The sequence below is a fragment of the Anabaena sp. PCC 7108 genome (assembly GCF_000332135.1).
Lineage (GTDB): Bacteria > Cyanobacteriota > Cyanobacteriia > Cyanobacteriales > Nostocaceae > Anabaena.
The window spans coordinates 245,700-268,244 of sequence record NZ_KB235896.1; the positions used below are offsets into that span (position 1 = coordinate 245,700).

17 protein-coding genes are annotated in these 22,545 nt (G+C 37.8%); 3 read left to right on the plus strand and 14 right to left on the minus strand.

Annotation, left to right across the window (positions count from 1 at the left end; genetic code table 11):
• Positions 1-38: 38 nt before the first annotated feature.
• The 9 genes from ANA7108_RS0101840 to ANA7108_RS0101880 form a co-directional block, all read right to left on the minus strand.
• Positions 39-872, minus strand: coding sequence for a hypothetical protein (locus tag ANA7108_RS0101840; protein WP_016949053.1), 834 nt, complete (start codon positions 870-872; stop codon positions 39-41).
• A 53-nt stretch (positions 873-925) separates the two neighbouring features.
• Positions 926-1,930: a glycosyltransferase family 2 protein gene (locus ANA7108_RS0101845; protein ID WP_016949054.1), complete on the minus strand. Its 1,005-nt coding sequence runs from the start codon at positions 1,928-1,930 to the stop codon at positions 926-928.
• Between the two features lie 136 nt (positions 1,931-2,066).
• Positions 2,067-3,095 (minus strand): NAD(P)-dependent oxidoreductase, encoded by a 1,029-nt coding sequence (locus ANA7108_RS0101850; protein WP_016949055.1) that lies wholly within the window; start codon positions 3,093-3,095, stop codon positions 2,067-2,069.
• 116 nt (positions 3,096-3,211) lie between these two features.
• Positions 3,212-4,153 carry a glycosyltransferase family 8 protein gene (locus ANA7108_RS0101855; protein WP_016949056.1) on the minus strand — a complete coding sequence of 314 codons (942 nt, stop codon included), beginning with the start codon at positions 4,151-4,153 and terminating at the stop codon, positions 3,212-3,214.
• A gap of 155 nt (positions 4,154-4,308) precedes the next feature.
• Positions 4,309-5,526: an L-2-hydroxyglutarate oxidase gene (lhgO, locus tag ANA7108_RS0101860; protein ID WP_016949057.1), complete on the minus strand. Its 1,218-nt coding sequence runs from the start codon at positions 5,524-5,526 to the stop codon at positions 4,309-4,311.
• Between the two features lie 30 nt (positions 5,527-5,556).
• The gene (rfbF, locus tag ANA7108_RS0101865) at positions 5,557-6,330 is read right to left on the minus strand and encodes a glucose-1-phosphate cytidylyltransferase (RefSeq protein ID WP_016949058.1); all 774 of its coding nucleotides are present in this window, start codon (positions 6,328-6,330) and stop codon (positions 5,557-5,559) included.
• A gap of 624 nt (positions 6,331-6,954) precedes the next feature.
• On the minus strand, positions 6,955-9,153 hold the full coding sequence (locus tag ANA7108_RS0101870; protein ID WP_016949059.1) for a tetratricopeptide repeat protein: 2,199 nt from the start codon (positions 9,151-9,153) through the stop codon (positions 6,955-6,957).
• A gap of 42 nt (positions 9,154-9,195) precedes the next feature.
• On the minus strand, positions 9,196-9,981 hold the full coding sequence (locus tag ANA7108_RS0101875; RefSeq protein WP_016949060.1) for a PP2C family serine/threonine-protein phosphatase: 786 nt from the start codon (positions 9,979-9,981) through the stop codon (positions 9,196-9,198).
• Between the two features lie 149 nt (positions 9,982-10,130).
• Positions 10,131-10,805, minus strand: coding sequence for a VWA domain-containing protein (locus ANA7108_RS0101880; protein WP_016949061.1), 675 nt, complete (start codon positions 10,803-10,805; stop codon positions 10,131-10,133).
• Positions 10,806-11,492: 687 nt separating this feature from the next.
• Between ANA7108_RS0101880 and ANA7108_RS0101885 the strand changes: the two genes are divergently transcribed.
• Together ANA7108_RS0101885 and ANA7108_RS0101890 are read left to right on the plus strand one after the other, a co-directional pair.
• Complete coding sequence (locus ANA7108_RS0101885; RefSeq protein ID WP_016949062.1) at positions 11,493-12,860, plus strand: response regulator; 1,368 nt, start codon at positions 11,493-11,495, stop codon at positions 12,858-12,860.
• Between the two features lie 106 nt (positions 12,861-12,966).
• Positions 12,967-14,238, plus strand: coding sequence for an ABC transporter ATP-binding protein (locus tag ANA7108_RS0101890; RefSeq protein ID WP_016949063.1), 1,272 nt, complete (start codon positions 12,967-12,969; stop codon positions 14,236-14,238).
• A gap of 66 nt (positions 14,239-14,304) precedes the next feature.
• Here the strand turns inward: ANA7108_RS0101890 and ANA7108_RS0101895 are convergent, their stop codons facing one another.
• The 3 genes from ANA7108_RS0101895 to ANA7108_RS0101905 all read right to left on the minus strand — a co-directional run bounded on the left by ANA7108_RS0101895 (position 14,305) and on the right by ANA7108_RS0101905 (position 17,878).
• On the minus strand, positions 14,305-15,804 hold the full coding sequence (locus tag ANA7108_RS0101895; RefSeq protein ID WP_016949064.1) for an Ig-like domain-containing protein: 1,500 nt from the start codon (positions 15,802-15,804) through the stop codon (positions 14,305-14,307).
• 172 nt (positions 15,805-15,976) lie between these two features.
• On the minus strand, positions 15,977-16,753 hold the full coding sequence (locus ANA7108_RS0101900) for a TIGR03943 family protein (RefSeq protein WP_016949065.1): 777 nt from the start codon (positions 16,751-16,753) through the stop codon (positions 15,977-15,979).
• A gap of 69 nt (positions 16,754-16,822) precedes the next feature.
• A complete protein-coding gene (locus tag ANA7108_RS0101905; protein ID WP_026103934.1) occupies positions 16,823-17,878 on the minus strand; it encodes a permease in 1,056 nt (351 codons plus the stop codon).
• Between the two features lie 1,111 nt (positions 17,879-18,989).
• Here ANA7108_RS0101905 and ANA7108_RS0101910 point away from each other — a divergent pair.
• On the plus strand, positions 18,990-19,811 hold the full coding sequence (locus tag ANA7108_RS0101910) for an exosortase-dependent surface protein XDP2 (protein ID WP_016949067.1): 822 nt from the start codon (positions 18,990-18,992) through the stop codon (positions 19,809-19,811).
• A gap of 223 nt (positions 19,812-20,034) precedes the next feature.
• Here the strand turns inward: ANA7108_RS0101910 and ANA7108_RS0101915 are convergent, their stop codons facing one another.
• Positions 20,035-21,513: a hypothetical protein gene (locus ANA7108_RS0101915; RefSeq protein ID WP_016949068.1), complete on the minus strand. Its 1,479-nt coding sequence runs from the start codon at positions 21,511-21,513 to the stop codon at positions 20,035-20,037.
• A gap of 121 nt (positions 21,514-21,634) precedes the next feature.
• Entirely contained in the window at positions 21,635-22,540 is a 906-nt protein-coding gene (gene rsmH, locus ANA7108_RS0101920) for a 16S rRNA (cytosine(1402)-N(4))-methyltransferase RsmH (RefSeq protein ID WP_016949069.1), read from the minus strand.
• Positions 22,541-22,545 lie beyond the last annotated feature (5 nt).

The window sequence follows — 22,545 nt, forward strand, 5'->3', positions numbered from 1 at the left end:
AACAAAGAAAGTCCTAATTATCAACTTGAAAAAATACTTTATTGGATTTGTTGACTTAATTGCGGTTTCGCAAAAGTATGATCATGATATTGTGTACAAAGTTCTGGGCGTTTCGGTGGTTTAGCTGTGTACACAAAAAATAAAGTTGAACGTTCTTCTGTTCGCAAAGTACCATGATGTAAAACATTTCTGGTATCTACGAAAATCACAGTTCCAGCTTTTCCAGGACAAGCTTTCCAAGCTGATTTAGGAATAATTTTGCTTAATTTGAAATCATTAATTCCTAAATATTTTGATTCCCAAAGTTTATAATCAACCCAATAATAATTAAATTGTTCTAAAGGGTGATTAGGTAGAGATACATATTCAAAATATCCATGTTTTTCTGTCACATCATTTAAATAGATGATGACTTTAATCATGCGCCGATCTTCAGAATCTTTATGCCATAGCAGCGTTTGTAATTGCTGCTCATTTGGAAAATCTTTCCGCAAATGTACACCATGAAAAGCTATAGGTAATCCTATATAATTTTCAATAATATTTTGCAGTCTGGCTTCAATTCCCCAGGTAAAGAACTCTGGTAAATCTGTGATTGTATAAATTTGCGGTAACTTATAACCTGCCTGAATATCTCGTGGAGTTACCATACTTGTTACATAATTATTAGCAGAAGCTAACATTTCTGGAGTTGATGGTAGTCCTAAATCTGCAAGTGTCGTAATGTAAACACCTTCTCGCTTCAGGGTTTCAGCAATCAAGCCATCATTGCCTGTCAATACAGGTAAATTACTTTGATACTGCCAAAGTTTATATCTATAAACTAATTCACTTGCTAATGCTGAAATTTTAGTTGCTACACTATCAAACATAGTATTATTTCCTGGTAATTAAACATTTTAATGTACCTAAAATTAGCAATTTATTACTCATTATTTCTGATTTCTTGACTATTAATATCACTTATTTCTGCTATGTTAAATTCTCTGACTGGCATGATTTCAAAAGCAGATAACCCGACTAAAGCTAGAAAAAGAGCTACTGTTTTGATAGCAGGTACAGGCCATCTTCTTAAAGCACCTAAAAATACTTTCAAATTTACTTCTTTGAAGTTTTTCAACATCATCCGACGACAAAATTGCTGAGAATATCCATTCTCTCGCAGCTTTAAAATTACTTCTGGAATGTGTTTGTATTGCATTAATAGTGCAGATTGTGGCTCTTTTTGCCAGTAGCTTACACCTACAATACATTCTAAGTAAACTTCTTTAGTAACAATAACCTTGCCATTAGCGGCACAATATCCTGCTAAATACGCTAAAGATATCCAATTACTGCTTGCATCTGGCCAAATTTGTAGAGCGCCTTTAACTAAGTCAGTACGATATACTGTAGCAGTCAGAAAAATTACTGCACCTACACTTTTAGCAAAACAATGTTCAAATATTGCTTTTCCATCATCTTTACCATCTTCACTATCTGCATCAAACCAACGATTACCAACTATTGTAGGTGGATGAACTGGTTCACCAGTAATTTTATTAGTACCAGAAAAATTCAGAAATAATAATGATAGATCCTCAATTTTTTTAATTTTATCTATTACATAACTAACAGCTTCATATTTAATTGGATCATCATCCCCAATTGTCCAAACATATTTGGTTTTAGCAGAACTTAGGCAATAAATAATATTTGGCATTACGCCCAAATTTTCGGAATTTTTATTTGATCTAAATGTGATGTTTGTAAGAATATTTTGCCATTTTTTAATAATGGATTGAGTGTTATCTGTTGAACAATTATCAGAAACTAATATTTCACATTCAGATTCAAACCCTTTAATAGATTTTGCTAACCAATTAAGTTGTTTGTCTAGCAATGCGGAGCGATTATAAGTAGGAATAGAAATTGTAAGTAATTTATTCATGGTATGGTAATCAATCCTAAGTAACTAGAGTCTTGCTGGGTAAAAAAATCTTGTATCTAGTCTATTAGATGCTTCCGAATCAAGTAAATTTGATTAAATTTGATTCGGAAACTTTAATTATTGATTCTAACTAAATCTAATTTTTAGTCCAGAAAAAATCTTGGTCAATTTGTTGAGTACGAATTAGATACTCTAACTGCTTCAACCGAGTAAATCCTCTAAACAAGAAAGTATCTTCAGTCATATGAATTTGACTGAATAAATTAAATAATTGTTCAGCACCGCGTTGAGCATTCCAATCACACTTAAATCCGGGAAGAATTGTGTTAATCTTCTCAAAAGATACTCGATAACTGCGGTTATCTGATCCGTTATTACCAAAAGATAATTTACAACCAGGGAAAGTATCAGCAATAATTTCTGCGACTTCTTTAACCCGATAATTATTTGCTGTATCTCCAACGTTAAAGACTTGATTGTGGACAATATCTCTAGGTGCTTCTAAAGCGCAAACAATGGCTTTACAAATATCCAAAGCATGAACTAATGGCCGCCAAGGTGTACCATCACTAGTCATTTTAATTTCTTTGGTAGTCCATGCTAATCCTGATAAGTTGTTTAAAACAATATCAAATCGCATTCTAGGAGAAGCACCAAAAGCGGTAGCATTCCGCATAAAGGTGGGAGAAAAATCATCATCAGCTAATGGTTTGACATCTCTTTCTACTAATGTTTTGCATTCTGCATATGCTGTTTGAGGATTAACAGGTGATTCTTCTGTAACATCATCTTCACTAGCAACGCCATAGACACTGCATGAAGACATATACACAAAGCGACGTACCCCTACTGCTTTGGCTAAATTAGCAAGACGAACTGAACCTAAATGATTAATTTCATAGGTAATATTGGGTGCTAATTGTCCTGTAGGATCATTGGAAAGTTCCGCCATGTGAACGATTGCTTCCACACCCTGTAAATCTTCAGGAGTAATATTACGAATATCTTTATTGAGGGTTTTAGCTGTTATATCACTTCCGTTATATAGCCAACCAACTTTATAAAAACCAGTATCTACGCCGAGAACTTCGTGACCTCTTGCAATTAACATAGGAGGCAGTAAAGAACCTAAATATCCTTCTGTTCCTGTTACTAATATCTTCATTGTTGTTATGTCCTGTTTGTTGATTATTTCAATTACACGGAGCTTTATTCACAGCGAAATTATCTTTGCAATTATGTCAAAAGCAAAGAAATCATGAGAATTAATACGACAATGTTTTAGAGTTTTGACGTAGTTAGTGATGTTACTTTCAACAATTTTCTAACCAGTCTTCTCCAAACAGTATCCCGCCATCCTGACCAAGATGTCATATCAAGATATTGAAAAAATAAATCTTTTTTCGGGTGCTTACATTCTGTTTGCAATCCTGCGTACCAAGGTTTAGGAGAGTTAGTAAAGTGAATAATGTAAGGTTGATGGAGAAGTTCTTCATAGATATCTTCTGCATAAGGACTCTCTTTCCAGGATGAATAATCATATATTCTCGGCATTTGATTCCATCGCGGATGAATTTCTTGCCATTTACCCGCAAGCACTGCATTCAACCCATCTTGATCGTTTCTGACATATTCTCTATTCTGTGTTATGTATTCAAGAACTTTTTCTCCTATGTTTTCGTTGCGCCATTGTTTTAGATTAATTACTAAAAGTCCAGAATTAAAATATTTCAAATCTGGGCTAATTCCGACTTCTTTGTAATTCTTCAATCCATCAGACATTGATATATACAGTTCAACATCATCCTGAACTGCTAATACATAGTTGTCTTCTAGAGGAATATTCCATAACTCCTCTAAATTTCCTTTGACTACCATATCGGTGTCTAGATAAATTGCTTTATCAAACTCTGGTGGTAAAAATTTAGTAATTAGGAGTCGATAATATGAAGTAGTTGTTAGATGCCTAGTCAAGACCAGATTATTTAACTGCGTATCATCTATTTGTATCCATGAAATCTCAACTTGGTCTGATTGAAGTGATTTAATAATTTTGTTTTTGTTAGTTTTATTAATCCCTCCATCAAGAATAAATAATGCTATTTGGCGCTTACTTTTAAGATTTGCGAGTGCTGAACGAACCGTAACCGCTAGGGGCATAGCATAGTTATTATCAGCAGCACAGACAAGTATAATCGGCTGAAGTGTGGAGTCAATGTACATAACAAGAATACTGTCAAGTTGCTGAATATAAAAATCTAGATGATGGCGATGACAACAATAAGTGATTAAGCAAAATTTTATAATTCACTTATTCTGAAATAGATTCAGATTAGATCCAGCTAATCTAGGGTAGATGCCAAACAATTTATCAAAAGTTAATTTTTTACTGCCATTTTCAGGAGAAGAGACTCTTGGGGTATTTGCGCCACAATTGCTTTACCAATTTCCAAGGAAGAAGTTGCTGCGGGTGAGGGTGCATTGCAAACATGAATAGAATTTTTGCCTTGGACGATTAAAAAGTCATCTACTAAGGAACCATTACTCTTCAATGCTTGAGCGCGAACTCCTGCATGGGTGGGGACTAAATCTGCGGCTTGGACTTCGGGAATTAGTTTTTGTAAACTCTTAACAAAGGCAGCTTTACTAAAGGAACGAATGATTTCTTGAATTCCTTCATCAGCGTGTTTAGCTGCTAGTTTCCAGAAACCAGGATAGGTGATTACTTCGGCAAAATCTCGCAAGTCAAAATCGGTTTTTTTGTAACCTTCTCGTTTGAGACTGAGAACTGCATTTGGTCCTGCGTGGACACTGTTATCAATCATCCGGGTAAAGTGGACACCCAAAAAGGGGAAATCAGGGTTGGGAACCGGGTAAATGAGCGTTTTGACCAAATAGCGCTTTTCTGGGGTTAGTTCGTAATATTCGCCCCGGAAGGGAACTATTTTGGCTTCGGGGTTAGCTTTTCCTAATTTTGCAATGCGATCGCTATGCAATCCGGCACAATTGATCACAAATTGAGTTTCAAAACTACCTTTGTTGGTTTCAATTACCTGATTCTTCCCACTGTGAGAAATTTGTAAAACTTTGGTATTGAGGCGTAAATCTCCACCTTGATTTTCAATAATTTCAGCGTATTTTAAACAAACTTGTTTGTAATTAACAATTCCTGTAGAAAATACACGGATTCCACCTACACAACTGACATGAGGTTCAATTTCTTTAACCTCTTCAGGACTGATTTTTTGAACTGGTATTCCGTTCTCTAAGCCTCTGTTGTAGAGAGTTTCTAATCTGGGTAGTTCTTGTTCTTCTGTGGCCACAATTACCTTACCACAAATATCATGTTCAATTTCATATTTTTGGCAGAATTCTATCATCGATAGACTACCATCACGGCAAAATTTAGCTTTGAAGCTGCCTGGTTTGTAGTAAATTCCCGAATGAATTACGCCGCTATTATTGCCTGTTTGATGAAATGCCCATTGACTTTCTTTTTCTAGTACTAATATTCGTGCGTCAGGATAGCGATTTCCTATGGACATTGCTGTAGAAAGTCCAACTATTCCTCCACCAATAATTGCAAAATCGTACATTAGTAATCTTTCCCTAATCCAAAATTAGTATTACCAAACTTTCCACGGAGCTTGATTATTTTTCCATAGATCCTCTAAGTAGTTTTTGTCTCTTAAAGTATCCATAGGTTGCCAAAAACCATTATGTTTAAAAGCCGATAATTGTTCCATATCAGCTAACTTTTCTAATGGCTCTTTTTCCCAAACAGTATCATCATCAGTAATAAAGTTGATTACTTCTGGTTCCAGAACAAAATAGCCACCATTAATCCAAGCACCATCACCTTCAGGTTTTTCTCGAAAACTCGTAATTTTGGTTTGTTCTTGTCCTAGAGAAATTGCCCCAAATCTTCCTGCTGGTTGCACTGCACTGAGTGTTGCTAAACATTTTTGTTCTTGATGAAATTTAATTAATTCTGTGATATTTACATCACTGACTCCATCACCATAAGTGAAACAAAAAGTGTCGTTACCAATATGTTCTTTGACTCGCTTTAAACGCCCGCCTGTCATTGTATTATCACCTGTATTTACTAAGGTGATGCGCCAGGGTTCAGCATATCCAGAATGTATACTCATCTGGTTAAATCGCATATCAAATGTCACATCTGACATATGTAAGAAGTAGTTAGCAAAATACTCCTTGATGATGTAACCTTTGTAGCCGCAACAAATAATAAATTCATTAATCCCGTGGGATGAATAAATTTTCATGATGTGCCAGAGAATTGGCTTACCACCAATTTCAACCATAGGCTTGGGTTTAATACTAGTTTCTTCACTGAGGCGTGTACCCAGTCCTCCAGCTAAAATCACCGCTTTCATGCAATTAATTCCCTCGAAGATTTGCAGGTAGGTTATTATTTAAGTTATCGGGATGAAGAGGATGCACTATAAATATAGAAAAAATTTATTTTCATATATTTATTTTTCTCTACCAAGAATATAGAAACAATTTAACTGGAAATTGATCATAAATTGTGAAGAAAAAGTAAATTAAGATACTTTATATATAAAAGCTTGATGAATATACTAATTGTGAATTCAACTTTAATAAATTATACCATTTTAAATGTGTAGCTTTGGATTCTAAAAGACTTACTGTATCAGCTTTAGAGTTTTCTATCTACTGCTATTTTTTCTAACCTTGGTATTAATAAAAGCAAATAAACATAAAAATAACTAGCATTATATTTTGCCTACCTCTAAAGGAATGATTTTTCCTGAAGAGTCAGCAAAAAATGCTAATTATCATACAGATACTATGAAATGATCTAAGATCACGCCTGGTTCAATACTTATTATTATGCCTGGCAGGATGATGCGGAGATTTTTTTTGACAAGAGATCCTATTGGTAGCTGCTAATTGATGATTGATGAAAAGATAATTGCAACAAGCTAATTAACAACAAGACCAAATTTATCGACGGTAATTAAACAAACTGGAGACTAGGGATTAACTTGTTCAAAAATATTTGAACTCTGGAATAAAGTATCACACTTTTTGGATACGATCACGCAAATGTTACTGAGAGCTTGCTGATAATTATCCATATCCTCTTGTTGCAGGTACATTTGAGCAGATTTTTCTAAATCTTCAATTGCTTGGGCATGATTTTCTTTAACTTGACTTTCTCCATATTGTGCTAGTTCATAGTACACCATCCCTCGCTTGAGATACACTTTTGCCATATGAGGATTGATATTTATGGCTTGGGTAAAATCACTAATTGCCTGTTTATATTCTTGTGCATAATTGCTGCTATATTGAGCAAATTGATAACGGGCAAGACCTCTTTGAAAATAAGCTTCTGCTTTAGATAAATTAAGTTTGATAGCTTGAGTAAAATCCGCAATTGATTTTTGATATTCTTGTTGGGAATTATTGCTATATTTAGCAATTTGAGAACGAACTATACCCCGTCTAATATAAGCTTCAGTATCATGACTATTCAGGTTAAGAGCAGTATTAAAGTTATTGATAGCTTTCTTATACTCTTGATCAGGATCATTACTATAGTCGGCAAGCATATAATAGGCATTACCTCGGTTCACAAGTGCTTTTACTTCCTGAGGATTAATTTTAAGAGCCTGGTTATAGTCTGCTAATGCTCCTTCAAAATCATTGATATTGTAGCGGGCATTACCTCGATTAATAAATAATTTTGCGTAATTAGGATTTTTTTTGATGCCTTGGCTAAAATTATCAATGGCTTGCTCATATTCTCGTTTTTGATAATCCATGTTACCTCGCTCATAGTAATCTTCAAAAGTCAGACTTTGATCTACTAAATCAGTATTATTTTCTTGGCGAGACATCAACGTTTGTTGAGTGTAAGGATTTTGAGAAACAAATGGACGAGTAAATTTAATCATTACGTCTAAATATCCCAACAAACCAAAACCCAAAAGACAAAACATAACTGTGTAGAATTTGGATTTTTTTGAATTTTTGGGAGGTTGAACTGTAGAAAAGTTTTGAGTAAATATTGGTTGCCAATGGTGTACTGAAGAGCCGACTGTAACTGGTTTTCGGAATCGAGGAGTGTGTGTGTGGCGCTTTTTGGGTTTTCGGCGCGGTTGCAGATGTTCTCTCGAAGCGATCGCTTCCAGTGATGGAAAAGGATCGCGTCCACCTAATCGCAAAGCACGTTCACACCAAGGACATTGCTTCAGGTGATTATTATAAAGATGCTGAGAATTTATAGTACAAGTAACAAGATTTTCTTCTGCCACAGCTATTGCTGAGAACCAGGTTTGAGCGCTAGGTCGCAATTGGGGATTGTGATGGCCATCTTCAAAACAACGGACAAACAAATCCCTTAAACTAGGATGAAGCATTTCCCAAGGGGGTGAAACGGGGGTTGGCCGATAGGGAACTTGCCGTTTTTGACAATATGTAAAATGACCATCAACTATCCTAGCTTCATAGGCAGGGGGGTCAAATACACCTTGAAAAATCCCTGAAAATGGGTGAGTCCCTTCCATTAACAATTGAAATATCAGTACTGCTAATCCAAATACATCATGGGAACTGTTGCGATCGTACTGAGCGAAAGTTTTATTCTGTAATTCTGGTGGAGTATATTCTGGTTTACCGACTGGACAACGATAGACAATATTCTGTTCTGAGTCACGTACTTGGAATGAGTCTGTATCTACCAAGGTGATTAAGGCGGTATCACTCACTAGAATATTCGACTCATTCACATCGCCAATACAGTATTGACTAGCGTGCAAAGCGGCAAAAGCTGCGGCTAAATTGCGAGCAGTCCTGAGTAAATACTGATAATTGAATAAGGGGCAGTTTTGGCGACGGTTTCCAGGATTGTAAAAGTCCATAATCGGCCGCATCTTGCGAATGCGGGGCATTAAAAAGCCGATTATGCTCCCACTACCATCTGCTGCTTGTAATAACTCTCGTGGCCAAGCAATGGAAATATGCCCTAAATTAGCTGTAGGGTTTTCAGGCGGTTTGGCAAGCATCACCTGAAGTTTTTGAGCATGGGTGACAACTGGCTTGTGATAAATTTTTGCCACTAAATTTTCATCTGATGGCACTGCATATACACAAGCTTCTCCACCACGCCCTAAATTAACGGTGAGATCGAGAAGTTCTGGCTTGGGAAAACAACGTATTACCTGCATGGTAGAGTTAGGATTGATAGAGGTTATTTTGACAGATATTGCTTATGAGTGGCTGAATGCTGCTAAGACTAAGGTCAAATCATCATCCGTGCGTTGAGTAATCCGCTCAGAGCATAAAAACCTCACCAACTGATCTTTGGCCATAATCTTATCCTCCGCATTCGCTACAAACTCGAATAAGGGAAAAAAGAATGGTTTGTGAGGTTCACCGACAACCATATTTAACGCCAGCATTTGTAGTCCATCGGTGAGAACGCCTATATTGACTATTGTTTGGCGCAATATTCTTATTTGGGCGGTATCTACTGCATCTGGTGAAGTCAAAAAAGTAGTTTCATTAATGTATTCACCGTTATTAGGTATGGTAAGTGCCAGCAGATTACCCGTCTGATCTTTGGCTACAGCTAAACCATCACCTATTTGACCTACGGCTACAACTTCTGGTGTGGCGATCGCAATAATTAAGGTAGTTGCTAAGTCATGAGGCTGATGATTGCAGACATTTGCCTCATCTTCTACAGCTTTTTTAGCTGCTAATATGGCATCCGTCAGCAGTCCACGCAACAAACCATCATCCGCAATACTCTTGCGGATCATGTCTTGATTGTTTGAGAGATGGTCTATCGCTGTTTCTACAGCAATCATTGCTCCCACCTTTCCCAAAGTTGCAGAACCTGCACCATCTGCTGTCGCTACTACTAACACGTTATCTGGCAATATTTGCCAATGGTGAGCATCCTGACACAACTGTTTGCTTTTGACGTGGCTAGTACCACATACAGAAGCGGCTACTATCCGCCATTGAGAAGTCTGTTTTGGTGTGTTCATAAATTTGCTCTCACAGCTAAAGTAAAAAGTTATCAGTTTCAAGGTGGGTGATCAAAAACCACTACCTCAGCATTTTTGCCAATTGATGGGGAATTTTTCCCAGCAATTTAACTGGTAACTGTCAACTGTTAACTGTTAACTGTTAACTGTTAAACAGACCCCCAACCAATTGGTGGTAGTGCTACTTGCTCATCTACTTTAGAATGAGAAACAGCTGACATACTAGCCGAAAGCCAAACGAACATTTCGATAAAGTTTAATCCCTGGAGTTTCAAAGGGGTACGCACAGCTATTTGATTTAACCGCATCATATTGGCATTATCTACACCTACGGTAAAAAATGCGACGCGCTTATTTGCTTCATCTCCTTGTAGCCGCTGCACTGCTTGCTCAATCACATGATCTAACTCACCTTGTGGCTCACCATCAGTAATCATAAATACCCACGGACGATAGTACGCAATGCCATTAGCACGATACTGCGATTTACGTTCTTGAATTATTTCTAATGATTTATGAATTCCCGCGCCCATTGTCGTTAGTCCCTGGGCTGTTAGAATGGGTGGGTTGAATTGGTCCGCGGTGACAAAGTCTTGCACTACGTTGACATGACTATCAAATGTAATAATCGCTACCTCTACTCTCCTGGCTGCTAAGGAATTTTTAACTAGTTCATCCTTGAAACTCAGCAAGCCTTGATTTAAAGCCTCTATCCGTTCTCCTTGCATCGAGCCAGATGTATCTAGCAATAGCACGCAAGGACAACGGGGTTCCGGGTTTTCTGCAAACTCTACGACTTCATCTAGTTTTAGTGTATCCAGCATAACCTTTTGTGTTATGTTATAGTCCAAAGCTTTAATTTCCTTTCCTCAAAGTATATAATTTCTAACACTAGTACGACTACAATTATGGTATTTGGCGGTAAATAGCTTAATCTTCATTAACCAAATTATTCTCACCTAATTCTCTATTTCAGGAAATTTGAATAACTATATGGTTTAGTTAAAGCGAATTTATCAGGGTGCGAATCTTAGCTGTTGTGGTGGAACTGCCATAATTTATGTCCAGCACTTTAAGAATATAATAATCAATATAGTCATTGATCAAAGTTAAGTTCTTAAAGATTTTATGTGGAAAATGGATAACTAATAAACTACTAAGTGATCCTCATTAATTCTGCCATTCAAATAAACATTACAATGTAAAAATGGCAACAAAAAACTGAATTTTATGGAAAATAGAAGGAGTATTTACAGACTAGTACCATACAGGTAAAATAACTATACAGTTGAAAAATGTTAACAAGTTTTTTCCTTTGTTCTTGCTGACAGTAGTAATATTATTAAGTTACCAAAGCAGCCAGAATAAATTTCTGTAGCTAATAACAAGTACATAATATTTGTAGGTACATATTGTTTATAGAGAAAAATTAAAGAGAAACGCAAATTTAATCTCAAGATTTACTCTTTCTCAATACTAAGTCAATTTCTCCAAAAAAAACTGTAAAAAATATGAATAATACTGGTACATTTAGCAAACTATCTCCTGAGCGATTATTAAGGCAGTTAACTAATTGTTCTGATACCACTTGTTTACAGGTCTTAAGCAACTCAGTATCTTGGACAATATATTTAGAAGAAGGCAGGATCATTTATGCTACCCATTCAGTAGAACCATTTGATAGACTAGAACGGCATATGCGTCGTCTAAGTCAGCAAATTCCCCTGTTGACTGGTGAAATTCGTGTGCAGTTACGGATGATGTTTGAACCTGATTGGCAAACTCAGTTAATTGATAATGACGACAATGCACCAAGTCAGTCTCCAGAATATCAAGCTATTTACTGGCTCGTTAATCAAAAACATCTACTGTCTACACAAGCAGCAGTGCTAATTCAAGAATTAGTTAAAGAAGTAATTGAATCATTTCTGCTCATTCAAGAAGGAACTTATCAATTAACAGACCTAGTAAATAATATTCCCAAAATTTGTAAATTAGATGTAGACAATATTATAGAACGCTGTCACAAGCGGTTACAAAATTGGCAGTCTTTTACTCCCCAAATATCTTCTCCCTATCAGCGTCCATATCTGTTGATCAACAGCAAATTCTATGATAGAAAACTCCCAGAACTACAGCAGAACCTAACTAACTGGATGAAGGGGTTTAGCTTGCGTCATCTGGCTGTAATTATGAATCAGGATGAAGTAAAACTGGCTCAAACCCTATATCCACATATTCTTCAGGGTTCGATTATTTTGCATGAACCAGATCCTCCATTTGATCAATTACCTAAGACTTTTAAAGATTTATCACTGGCTTTACAACATAGTATAGACGCAATTGATAGCACATCATTTCCTGGAGAAATATTAGTAGATACTACTGAAAATGTAGAAAATACTGGGTCGGAAATTTCTACTTCACCCCTAGATAACTGGGAACAATTAACAATACCAAATAACATAAAATCTGAAGAGGAAAATGTAACTACTGCTACTATAACTGCTAAAAAAGTCTACAAAATTATTTCTGTAGATGATAGCCCCACAATTCTCAAAGAAATTACCCGCTGTTTAGAAGATGAAAGTGTGGCTGTAGTAACTATTAATGAGCCAATCAAGGCAGTGATGTCTATTATTAGACATAAACCAGATTTAATTTTGCTGGATTTGAATATGGCGGGAATTGATGGTTATGAATTATGTCGAATTATCCGTAATAATTCCATGTTTAAAGAACTTCCCATTATTTTTGTAACTGGAAGTAAAGGAATTGTAGATAAGGTAAAAGCCAGAATAGTAGGAGCATCAGGATATTTAACTAAGCCTTTTACTCGGGCTGAGTTACTGAAAATGATTTTTATGCATTTAGCATAAATGGTCAATCAGGGAAATAGACAAAAGCCATGAAAATATCATAATTAGCGCTTTATGGTGGCTTTTTCCCTAATAACTAACAACTAACTCTATAAACTAATTAATCGTGGCACAAGTTGTATTAGAAAATGTTTATAAAAGTTTCCCTCCTCGGAAGGGGGAAGGGATGACGAATCAGCATCAGTCATCACCAGGAAGAGAAGGAACCGATAGTATTAATGTGTTGCGGCGAATAAATTTAACTATCGCCGATGGTGAGTTTATGGTATTAGTGGGACCATCTGGCTGTGGTAAAAGCACTTTGCTGCGGTTAATTGCTGGTTTAGAAGTTATGACTGGTGGTAATATTGCCGTAGGCGATCGCTTGATTAATGATTTACCACCCAAAGAAAGAGACATCGCTATGGTGTTTCAAAATTATGCCCTCTATCCCCACATGACGGTGTATGACAACATCGCTTTTGGGTTACGTCGTCGGTTTGATGATGGGGAAGTTAGCAAAAAAACAATTACCAAATGGAAAGAAAATCTCTTGGTAGGGGTAAGCAGGAAACTACCAAAGGGACTGCGTTATGTTTCTCAAAAAGAACAAGCTATAAATGAAAGAGTGCGGAGTGTGGCTCAATTGTTGCAAATTGAAGCTTTGTTAAATCGTTTACCCAAACAACTTTCTGGGGGACAAAGACAACGCGTAGCATTGGGAAGAGCGATCGCACGCAATCCGCAAGTGTTTTTGATGGATGAGCCATTATCTAATTTGGATGCCAAACTACGCGCAGAAACTCGTACCCAAATTGTTAAATTGCAGCGTCAATTAGGAACAACAACGATTTACGTCACCCATGATCAAACAGAAGCCATGACAATGGGTGATCGTATTGCAATCATGTCGGAAGGCAAAATACAGCAAGTTGCCTCACCTTTAGAACTTTACAACCGTCCTGCTAATCGCTTTGTAGCAGAATTTATCGGTTCACCACCCATGAATTTTATCCCAGTGGAATTTCATGCACCTTTATTAATCACCCATTCTGACTTTCGCTTTACTCTTCCAGATGTATGGGGAAGTTCCTTACAAAAATATGATGGCAAAACTTTAATGTTAGGTATTCGTCCAGAACACTTGCATTTAAGTGTACCTGCCACCAAAAATTTACCCGTACAAGTAGACTTGGTAGAAAACTTGGGAAATGATACTTTTCTATCCGTGAGAATTGCTGATCCTGATTCAGCAAAAACAGATGGTCAAGCTCTACAAGTCCGAGTCCCACCAGATAGAGTCATAAACCTGGGTGAGCAACTGTGGTTATCATTAGTACCTGAAAAACTGCTCTTTTTTGATCCAGAAACTGAGTTAGCACTATTTCCTACAACATAGTCAGTTCTCCTTGAAATCTGCTTTTTTAATTTTTAATTGTTAATTTTTAATTCCGAAAAAGCGGTACTAGGGTAGCCAGTGAGGGTGAAAGCCGACTAAAGGAAGTTGTTCAGGCTTAATTTCGATGTTGTCCCCTTCTGTGATGGGTAACAGAGGCATAAGCCACAGACTACTAGTAGCAATTGGTTCACCATCATCAGTTTTTAAGCTGTTAGCAGGTAATGGTGTAGAAATATCTGGTAGTGGTACTACTTGATCAAACAATATGCCCAAACCATCAGGTGCTAAACTCATTTGCACATTGCGTTGAGCGGGGGGCAGCATTAACAGTGGCTTCTGCTGCTCGGTTTTGAGGTTAATCGCTACTAAATAAGGCTGTTCTATATATTGTTCTTTTGATACTAACTGTGTTGTCAAACAGTAGAGCGTTGGTGAAGCAGTATCAAAATTGCAACCGAGAATCGAGCCTGTTGTTTTTAAGAGTTGTTTCTGTACACCTTGGTTTGTAACCAAGAACAAATCTCGCGTGTAGTCACTATTAAACTTAACCATTGCTGCTTGTGAACCATCCTTGGAAAAAGCTTGGACTAAGCCAAATTGCGGCAAAAAATCCAGGGGTTTACTGGCATCTCCTAAAAGGGATAAAATTGCTGTTCCCTGTCCTTGGGCAACTGCTACAGCTTTACTATCTGGTGTAATCAGAAAGTCTCCACCAGGTTGACTTTCCAGTCGTTTTGGGATGTTTTTTTCTCCTGAAGAATTCTGGTTAGCTGGTAAATGCCATAGCCCAAAGTCACCGGGATTATCTCTTTTTCCCCGTTGTACAACAATGGTTTGCCCATCTGGAGATAAGTCAAATTTTAGGTTTTGATAGTCTTTATTATCTAAAATCAGGTCAATTTTGCCGGCTGGTTGGGCTTGTTCACCAGTTTTGCTAGAAATGCCTGTTGTAACTGTATATAATTGGGCTGAAAGTAAGTCTAAAGACTTGGAAGAACGAGCTGAGAATAATATTTTTTCCCCATCTGGAAATGGCTCGAAGTCCATAATAATCAGGTCTTTGGGGGTAAGTACCTTTTTTTGTTCTTGAGTTAAGTTGTAGAGTACTAACTTTCCTTGTTCTTCTTGATTGACTCCTATGTAAAGTAGGGCGCGATTGCGAGTGCTGAAGCTACCTGTAAAGGGTTCCATGACCCTATTTTTTCCTTCTGTTTCCGAGAATTTGTCTCTAGATCCTTCTAATAACACTTTATAGTTTGTGCCATAGGGTGCTGGTGTCACTAATGTATAAACTAGTCTTCGTCCTGCCCAACTGATTTTACCTGCTAGAGGTGGATCAATTTTTAACTTATCCTCTACGCTTTTGATGTCCATTGGACGGCTAAAGGTGAGGCTGAAGGAGATGTCTTCTGCGCCAATTTGTTGATTTTGCCAGGTAAAAGTTCTAACGATAGGCTTGACTGCATCACCTTGCCAGATCACGAACCCAATCAGCAGACTTAATAGGAGCATGAGAGCGATCGCAATTCGATCTAGTGGTTGAATTAATATATGAGATTTAGCCATTGGTTATTAGTCGTCATTGGTCATTAGTCATTGGTCATTGGTCATTGGTCATTGGTCATTGGTCAGGGAACACGTAATTCTACTTTTTCCCCGTGTCTCCGCGTCTCCGCGTCTCCCCATCACCGCGTCTCCCCATCTCCTCATCACCGTGTCTCCGCGTTCCCCCAGTCTACTAATAACTGTAGGGATTTTTGGGTTGGGGAATTTTCTTCAGCGAGTTAGCTTTGATAGTGAGTTGGCGTTTATTGGCCACAGTTTCTGTGATCATCTGTCCCTCTACTTCTAGCCAAGTGTCGGCGGGATACTGCTGATTATTATCTGGAACTTTAACGGGTAATCCTGCTGGATAAACATCTGCGGCACAACAGGTAATTACAAATCGCGCCAATATCAAATGGTCTTTTTCTAATTCTGGTGGGTGGATGACAAATCCTTGGACTTTAACTTTTTGACCTGTATATGCATCAGGTTCTGGATAAACATTGAGAATACGTACCCAGTCTATAAGCGATCGCTCTTCCGGGCGAACAGTCGCGCGAAAAGCTTGGGGTTGGGCGCGTGTTGCTCCGATTAATTCAGTTACACCTCGATCAAGTGCTGTTTGACTGGCAAAGACACGGGGTGTAATCATAAATCCTAAAATTGCTGATGTTAAAAGCAAGGCGCTGCCCCAACCAGGGGGAAATAGATTGATATGTTGTTGATTACTGGGTGCTTCATAACGGCGACGGTGTTGCCAAAGTTGCCTTCCTTGGGCAATTCCTACAATTAGCAACCCAACACCACCCAGGTTTACTAACCAAAAGTAATCAGGGTGAATCAACAAATTCAGTTTGCCTGTCAGCCAGTATTTCAGGATTAAAATTCCCCAAGCTGTAATTGCGAAGACATCTAGCCAAGGGCGCAATGTGTTTTGAAATTTGGGTTTGGAATTTGGGATTGAAGTCATTATTTATTAATTGATCAGCTGTAAGTTGCCAGTAGATAATTACAAATCACATTTGACAACTGACAAAAATTACATGACGTGCAAATTCAAAAATAAAGTCAACAAAAGTGTCAATTGTGCAGATAAAGCAAAGAGATAAATTAAAGCTTTGGGCTTGAAAATTGATAACATTAAGCCTACACTCTTGATATCAATCATCGGACCAAATACTAGAAATGCTAACAAGGAACCACTGGTAAAGGTTGAGGCAAAAGATAGCGCAAAGAAAGAATCGACTGTAGAACAGATTGATACTACTACTGCTAAGACCAACATGGCAAGAATTGAGGTAATTGGTCCGGCACCTAAACTGAGGATTAGTTCACGGGGAGCCAAGACTTGAATTGCCGCAGCAATAGCACTTCCTAACACCATTACTCCTGCTAATTCTCGCAATTCTTGGACTATATTATCCAATGCTAGACGCAGTTTGTCGGCAACAGATTTATTCGGGTTAGGAGTGGAAATATCTGTCGGGTTCAAACTACCATCTATTCTGACAGATCCACCGGATCTTCCACCGAGAATATAAGTCCCTGATTGCAAAATACTATTAACAGTTGCTTCTTCCTTTGCCTGATAACGTCTTCCCTTGCGTTTAGGTTCTGGTTTAGCGGGTGGGTTATATTTGAGGTAACGAGCGATCGCAGGTTGTAAAAAAGGACTTAAGTCTTGCTGAAAACTGAAAGCATAGCCAATAATAGTGGCGATCGCTAAGGACAATACTACTCTTAACACCACTATTTCTGGTTGATCTCTAAATGCTGTCCAAGTTGACCAAATCACAATTGGGTTAATTGTTGGTGCTGCTAGTAAAAAGCCAATTGCTACTGGTGTAGGTACTCCCTGCATCAATAACCGCCGCGCCACTGGCACATTACCGCACTCACACACTGGGAACAAAAAACCAATCATACTGCCAAATAAAGCTCCTAATAGGGGATTTCTGGGCATTCTCTCGACTAATTTGCGCTCATCGACGAAAAATAATAGCAAACTGGAGAGTAAAACCCCAAGCAGTAGAAAAGGCATCGCCTCGACTAGCAGACTGAGAAATATTGTAAAACCATTGTTCAGTTGATTCATGGGCGTGGCAGTCAAAAGCGGTGTTGAGTTTTAGGGTTATGACTAGTCATTCTATCGAAATGGATATCAAACGGGGATCAAAAGCAGATCAGTTAAAGTAAACATCATTATACTCAGCTGTTTGGAAGCAATCAGATTATCTACCCTTGAGAAATCGAAATTTTGATAGTGAGATTAATTGATAGCAGATTTCAGGTTGCAGAAGGTACAAAATTCAAGGACAAAGCCTGATGCTAACAGACTTTCAAATCTGTTAAGAGTTCCCTTGACTCTGCTGGATATCAATTGCACAAATTAATACTACACATTAATTACAGCAGCATCCTATCTCTGCATTTGGCCTTGCTGATTCCAAGTATGCATTTAAGCTCACACTGATGGGGATACTTCTGTGGTTGGCTTTGCCGACTTGTTATATCAATTCACTTAAGTAATTGGACAAAAATATTTACAGTCATTGCGAGCGAAGCGAAGCAATCCCAGCCCTTGCGATTGCGTCATTCCACTGCGTTCCATTCGCAATGACATTGTGTAATTAATTCTGTCCTAGTACTTAATTAAAGCTACAAATGAATCTCCCCGTCCCCGCATCTTTCTATTTGTATCAACCTTAAACTAAAAGAGGCTGCAAGTGGTGCGTGGCTTCTAGTCGCCTGATGCGAGATGTACTTTTTTCATAATTGATTTTTGAAAAAATAGGGCAAGTACATTGTCGTGATTTACGTACGAAAAATCCAGAATTTTATCCTTTTTACTCTGGATCATGCCTCAAAAAGTATTCTTACATATAGCAGGTGACAGTCTGAAAAGTCTTTTGGTGTCTAGGTTTTATCATCATTTGATGTCCTAATCGCCCTGTCTGTTGACATAAAAAAATCAATAATCAGTATTTACCGAATTTATTTATTTGTTTACGTATTAATACTGTTTGCAAAGTCAAAGCCCGCCCAAATTAACCAGAGAATCAGCTTTCTAGGGTCTTGATTAGCCAAGGAGAATATAACCGCATATTCCCGGATTACATTTATCACAAGCATCAAAGATAATCAGCTTAACTGCATATAGCAAGTGACTCAAAAAAATTACCAATTTTTAGTTTCAGGAAAGCTCAATGAAAGTTAAAAGTGCATTTATCTTTATTAGTTTGCTCTTTGGTGCTGTTTTATCTAGCACTAATTCTGCCGAAGCTGCCAGTTTCACCAGCAATGTTACTGGGAATGATCCGACAAAAGACATTATTTTAAATTCCATTACCCAAAATGGACAAACGATTAAAAACTTTTCCTACATCAACAAAGCTGTTATTCAATACAACACCCCCAGGACTAACGATCCTAACAGTGGTGCAGCTAGTACAGATAAAGGAGATCAGGCCACTTCACCATTAGCAACGGCTGAAGATCCCACGGGTAATGACATTGCGGCATACTTAGGTAATAACAACTTAAACAACATCATTGACACTGAAGAAAATGGTTCTTTCATAATAGATGTGTTCTTTGATAGCGAGATTGTCAAAGATAACTCAGGATTAGATAGCCTATTTTTCTGGGAACGAGGTATGAATAGTAGTTTAGGTATTCAAGCCCTGGATAGTTCTGGAAATGTAATTGGTAATATCGACCCAACTATAATCGATCAGACACGTAATCACTATAGTGGCATCGAAATTGACACCAAAGAAATTAGCAACCCTCAAGGATTTGGTTCTTGGGGTGTAAGTCTTGATGCTTTGGGAGTTACCAAATTAAGTGGTCTCCGACTCACAGCTAACAGTAGCTTTAATGGACCAGATTTCAAAATAATTGCTAAAAAAACAACAACAACAACGCCTGAACCAACAACAATTCTTGGCTTAGGTACCATTGCTGCACTTGGTTTGTTACGTCGTCGTCAGTTAAAACTAGGTTCTACCTTCCAATCTGTTCAGTAATACTGATACTAAGTTAATAATTAAATTGAGCCTACACAGGACTTACGCAACTGGCACATTGGTAGGGTGCGTCAGACTGCATAAATCTAGTAAATAAACAGATTTTTGATATCTTCCCCACCCTACAATAGATTTTTGGTGTGACACTTGCGTAAGTCCTACTACAATTGGAATCCGAAGGAATATCGGTAGCCCAGTTATGGGCTTTTTGCTTTATCTAATCTCAAGCTTGTAGTAAATTTTTGCCACGTAGGTAAATTTCCCGTGCGTAGTCAGTCCAAGCACCTTGTCCCCAATATCGAAAACAACTGGTTTGCAGCAACAAGTTATGTAATAAAATTTGGCGGTAGTGAGTTTGTTTGGTGATGGTTTTTTCTAAGTCGTTAGACAATAATGGATCAAATTTCTGATGAAATAATTTGCTTAATTCATACATGGGAGATAAAACATTTTCGTATCCTTGCACCCAACTAATATGATTAGTCCATGATGCACCATCCAGATGAAAATTAGGGTTAATCTGTTTTATTTCTTGAATAGCATTTTCTACAGCATTTTGTTGAATATTATCTGCTGAAACTCGCTGCCAAATTTGATGTTGTCCTACTGGTTGACAACAGGGAAAATCTTCAGGTTGACAACCAGCCGCAGTCAATAATTCTAAATATTCTGTTCCACAAACCCCGACAACACCTGTTTTACCTATTTGTCCCCAAGCTTGCTTGAAACCGCTGGGAAATTCATTCATCATCACGCCCCCATTTTCACCATCACCTATTTGACTGACGATTGGTGGTACTAAAACATTTCCTAGTTGTTGTTTAGATAAGGTTTTAGCTTCATAATATGGCTGCATTTGAGCGACTAATTTAGTATCTGAACCTTGGGTTTTAATTAAGGCTGTAATACTAATTGTTTCCCCTTGGGAATTACGAGCGATTAAACGGTGTGGTAGATGTTTTTGGGTGATAGGTTCACCACTGATTTGTTCTATCGTATGTTCTTGAACAAGTAACCAGCGGTATCCACATTCTTTCAGGGCTTTGATAAATGCAAACAAGGTATCTGGGTGATTTGGTAGGTGCATTTCTGGAGGTGAAAATCCTTTAACTCGTCCCAGGGCTTCCCAACCAAAAATTGCCGCAAACTGATGTTGCCAAGCGATAATGTGCAGTTTAATATCTGGTATGGGGGTGGAAGGAATGACAGCATGACCCCACATTGTTCCCAACCACTCTACATAAGGTTGATAGGTAGAATCACAGGTGATGCGTTTAAGATTGTCGAGAATGTCACTCCGTCCCATTTGTCGGAGTCCCCACAAGAGATTACCGGAATAGTCCAACATCACACGGGGGTTATGGCCTTGATTGACTAATTCAGGAATAAAGTCTCCCATGCGGCTGTAACAATAAGCAAATGGTGCAGCGTTGTGGTTGTCTCCTTCGTGCTGATGTTCAAACATATATTGCAGATTGCTGATGTATGAACCGTTTTGTCCAGCTGGTATAGTTGGTTGGTGCATATGCAGTGCGATCGCAAATACTGCATTGACATCTGCTAACTTGATATTAGTTGTTGGTAAAAATACGGGCGCATCATGGTTAACTACAGAAAGCACTTCTGTTTCCCAACCAGAAATATTTGGTAAGTCATCGATGATTTCGGGTAAAGATGGGAGATTGGTAAGGAGTTTAAGCATTTCTGGTTTTTCTGAAACGATGTCTAACTCCCAGATATTCCCACCTTTGGGTTCTACTTCTTAATAAACTTTGTTTACCAAATCTCCCTCTCTCCGCGTCCCCACATCCCCGCGTCCCTTCTTAAACACCCACTACTTTTTCTGCTATCCTTAATTTAGCGGAGCGCGATCGCACATTTTGAGAAATTTCTTCTTCACCAGCAATAATTGGTTTTTTTGTCAATACCTTTAACATGGGAGAATTTCTTAACCCGTGTTTCACTAATCTATCTTCCAAACTGTGAAAACTGATAATTACCATTCTTCCACCGGGAACCAGCGCTAATGGTGCTTTTTCTATCAGGGTTTCTAAAACGTTTAATTCATCATTCACCACAATTCGCAAAGCTTGGAAAACGCGGGTAGCGGGGTGAATTCTCCCGTGACGGTATTTAGGAGGGACAGAATATGCGATCGCATTTGCTAATTCTGTAGTAGTATCAAATGGGCGTTTTTCAACTATTCTTCTAGCTATTCTTCTCGAAAGTCTCTCTTCACCATACTTAAAGAAAATATCTGCTAATTCTTTTTCGTCCCACTCATTGATGATATCTCCAGCAGTGAGGGATTGTTGCTGGTTCATTCGCATATCTAAGTTTGCAGTATTTCTAAAACTAAAACCTCGTTCTGGATTATCTAAATGATAGGAACTCACTCCCAAATCAGCTAAAATTCCCTCATAATAATTTTCTGGAAATTGGTAATTTGCAAAGTTGCTATTAATAAAATTAACTCTATTTCCAAACTCTGATAAATTCTCTTTTGCTGCGTTTAAAGCATCTTCATCTTGGTCAACTGCTGTAATTTTCACATCTTCAGCAGTTTCTAATATTAACCGACTGTGACCACCACCACCAACGGTTAAATCTAAATAATTTCCACCAGGTTGAATATTTAAACCTGTAATCACCTCCTGGCTAAGAACAGGAATATGAGAAAAAGCGATTTCTTCTAAATCTAGCGATGTTTGTAAATTGGATTCGGTCATTAATT

What these genes read in the sequence shown, in the direction of transcription:
- ANA7108_RS0101840 (WP_016949053.1), bottom strand. Translation starts at nt 872, where the DNA reads ATGTTTGATAGTGTAGCAACTAAAATTTCAGCATTAGCAAGTGAATTA.
- ANA7108_RS0101845 (WP_016949054.1), bottom strand. Translation starts at nt 1,930, where the DNA reads ATGAATAAATTACTTACAATTTCTATTCCTACTTATAATCGCTCCGCA.
- ANA7108_RS0101850 (WP_016949055.1), bottom strand. Translation starts at nt 3,095, where the DNA reads ATGAAGATATTAGTAACAGGAACAGAAGGATATTTAGGTTCTTTACTG.
- ANA7108_RS0101855 (WP_016949056.1), bottom strand. Translation starts at nt 4,153, where the DNA reads ATGTACATTGACTCCACACTTCAGCCGATTATACTTGTCTGTGCTGCT.
- lhgO (WP_016949057.1), bottom strand. Translation starts at nt 5,526, where the DNA reads ATGTACGATTTTGCAATTATTGGTGGAGGAATAGTTGGACTTTCTACA.
- rfbF (WP_016949058.1), bottom strand. Translation starts at nt 6,330, where the DNA reads ATGAAAGCGGTGATTTTAGCTGGAGGACTGGGTACACGCCTCAGTGAA.
- ANA7108_RS0101870 (WP_016949059.1), bottom strand. Translation starts at nt 9,153, where the DNA reads ATGCAGGTAATACGTTGTTTTCCCAAGCCAGAACTTCTCGATCTCACC.
- ANA7108_RS0101875 (WP_016949060.1), bottom strand. Translation starts at nt 9,981, where the DNA reads ATGAACACACCAAAACAGACTTCTCAATGGCGGATAGTAGCCGCTTCT.
- ANA7108_RS0101880 (WP_016949061.1), bottom strand. Translation starts at nt 10,805, where the DNA reads ATGCTGGATACACTAAAACTAGATGAAGTCGTAGAGTTTGCAGAAAAC.
- ANA7108_RS0101885 (WP_016949062.1), top strand. Translation starts at nt 11,493, where the DNA reads ATGAATAATACTGGTACATTTAGCAAACTATCTCCTGAGCGATTATTA.
- ANA7108_RS0101895 (WP_016949064.1), bottom strand. Translation starts at nt 15,804, where the DNA reads ATGGCTAAATCTCATATATTAATTCAACCACTAGATCGAATTGCGATC.
- ANA7108_RS0101900 (WP_016949065.1), bottom strand. Translation starts at nt 16,753, where the DNA reads ATGACTTCAATCCCAAATTCCAAACCCAAATTTCAAAACACATTGCGC.
- ANA7108_RS0101905 (WP_026103934.1), bottom strand. Translation starts at nt 17,878, where the DNA reads ATGAATCAACTGAACAATGGTTTTACAATATTTCTCAGTCTGCTAGTC.
- ANA7108_RS0101910 (WP_016949067.1), top strand. Translation starts at nt 18,990, where the DNA reads ATGAAAGTTAAAAGTGCATTTATCTTTATTAGTTTGCTCTTTGGTGCT.
- ANA7108_RS0101915 (WP_016949068.1), bottom strand. Translation starts at nt 21,513, where the DNA reads ATGCTTAAACTCCTTACCAATCTCCCATCTTTACCCGAAATCATCGAT.
- rsmH (WP_016949069.1), bottom strand. Translation starts at nt 22,540, where the DNA reads ATGACCGAATCCAATTTACAAACATCGCTAGATTTAGAAGAAATCGCT.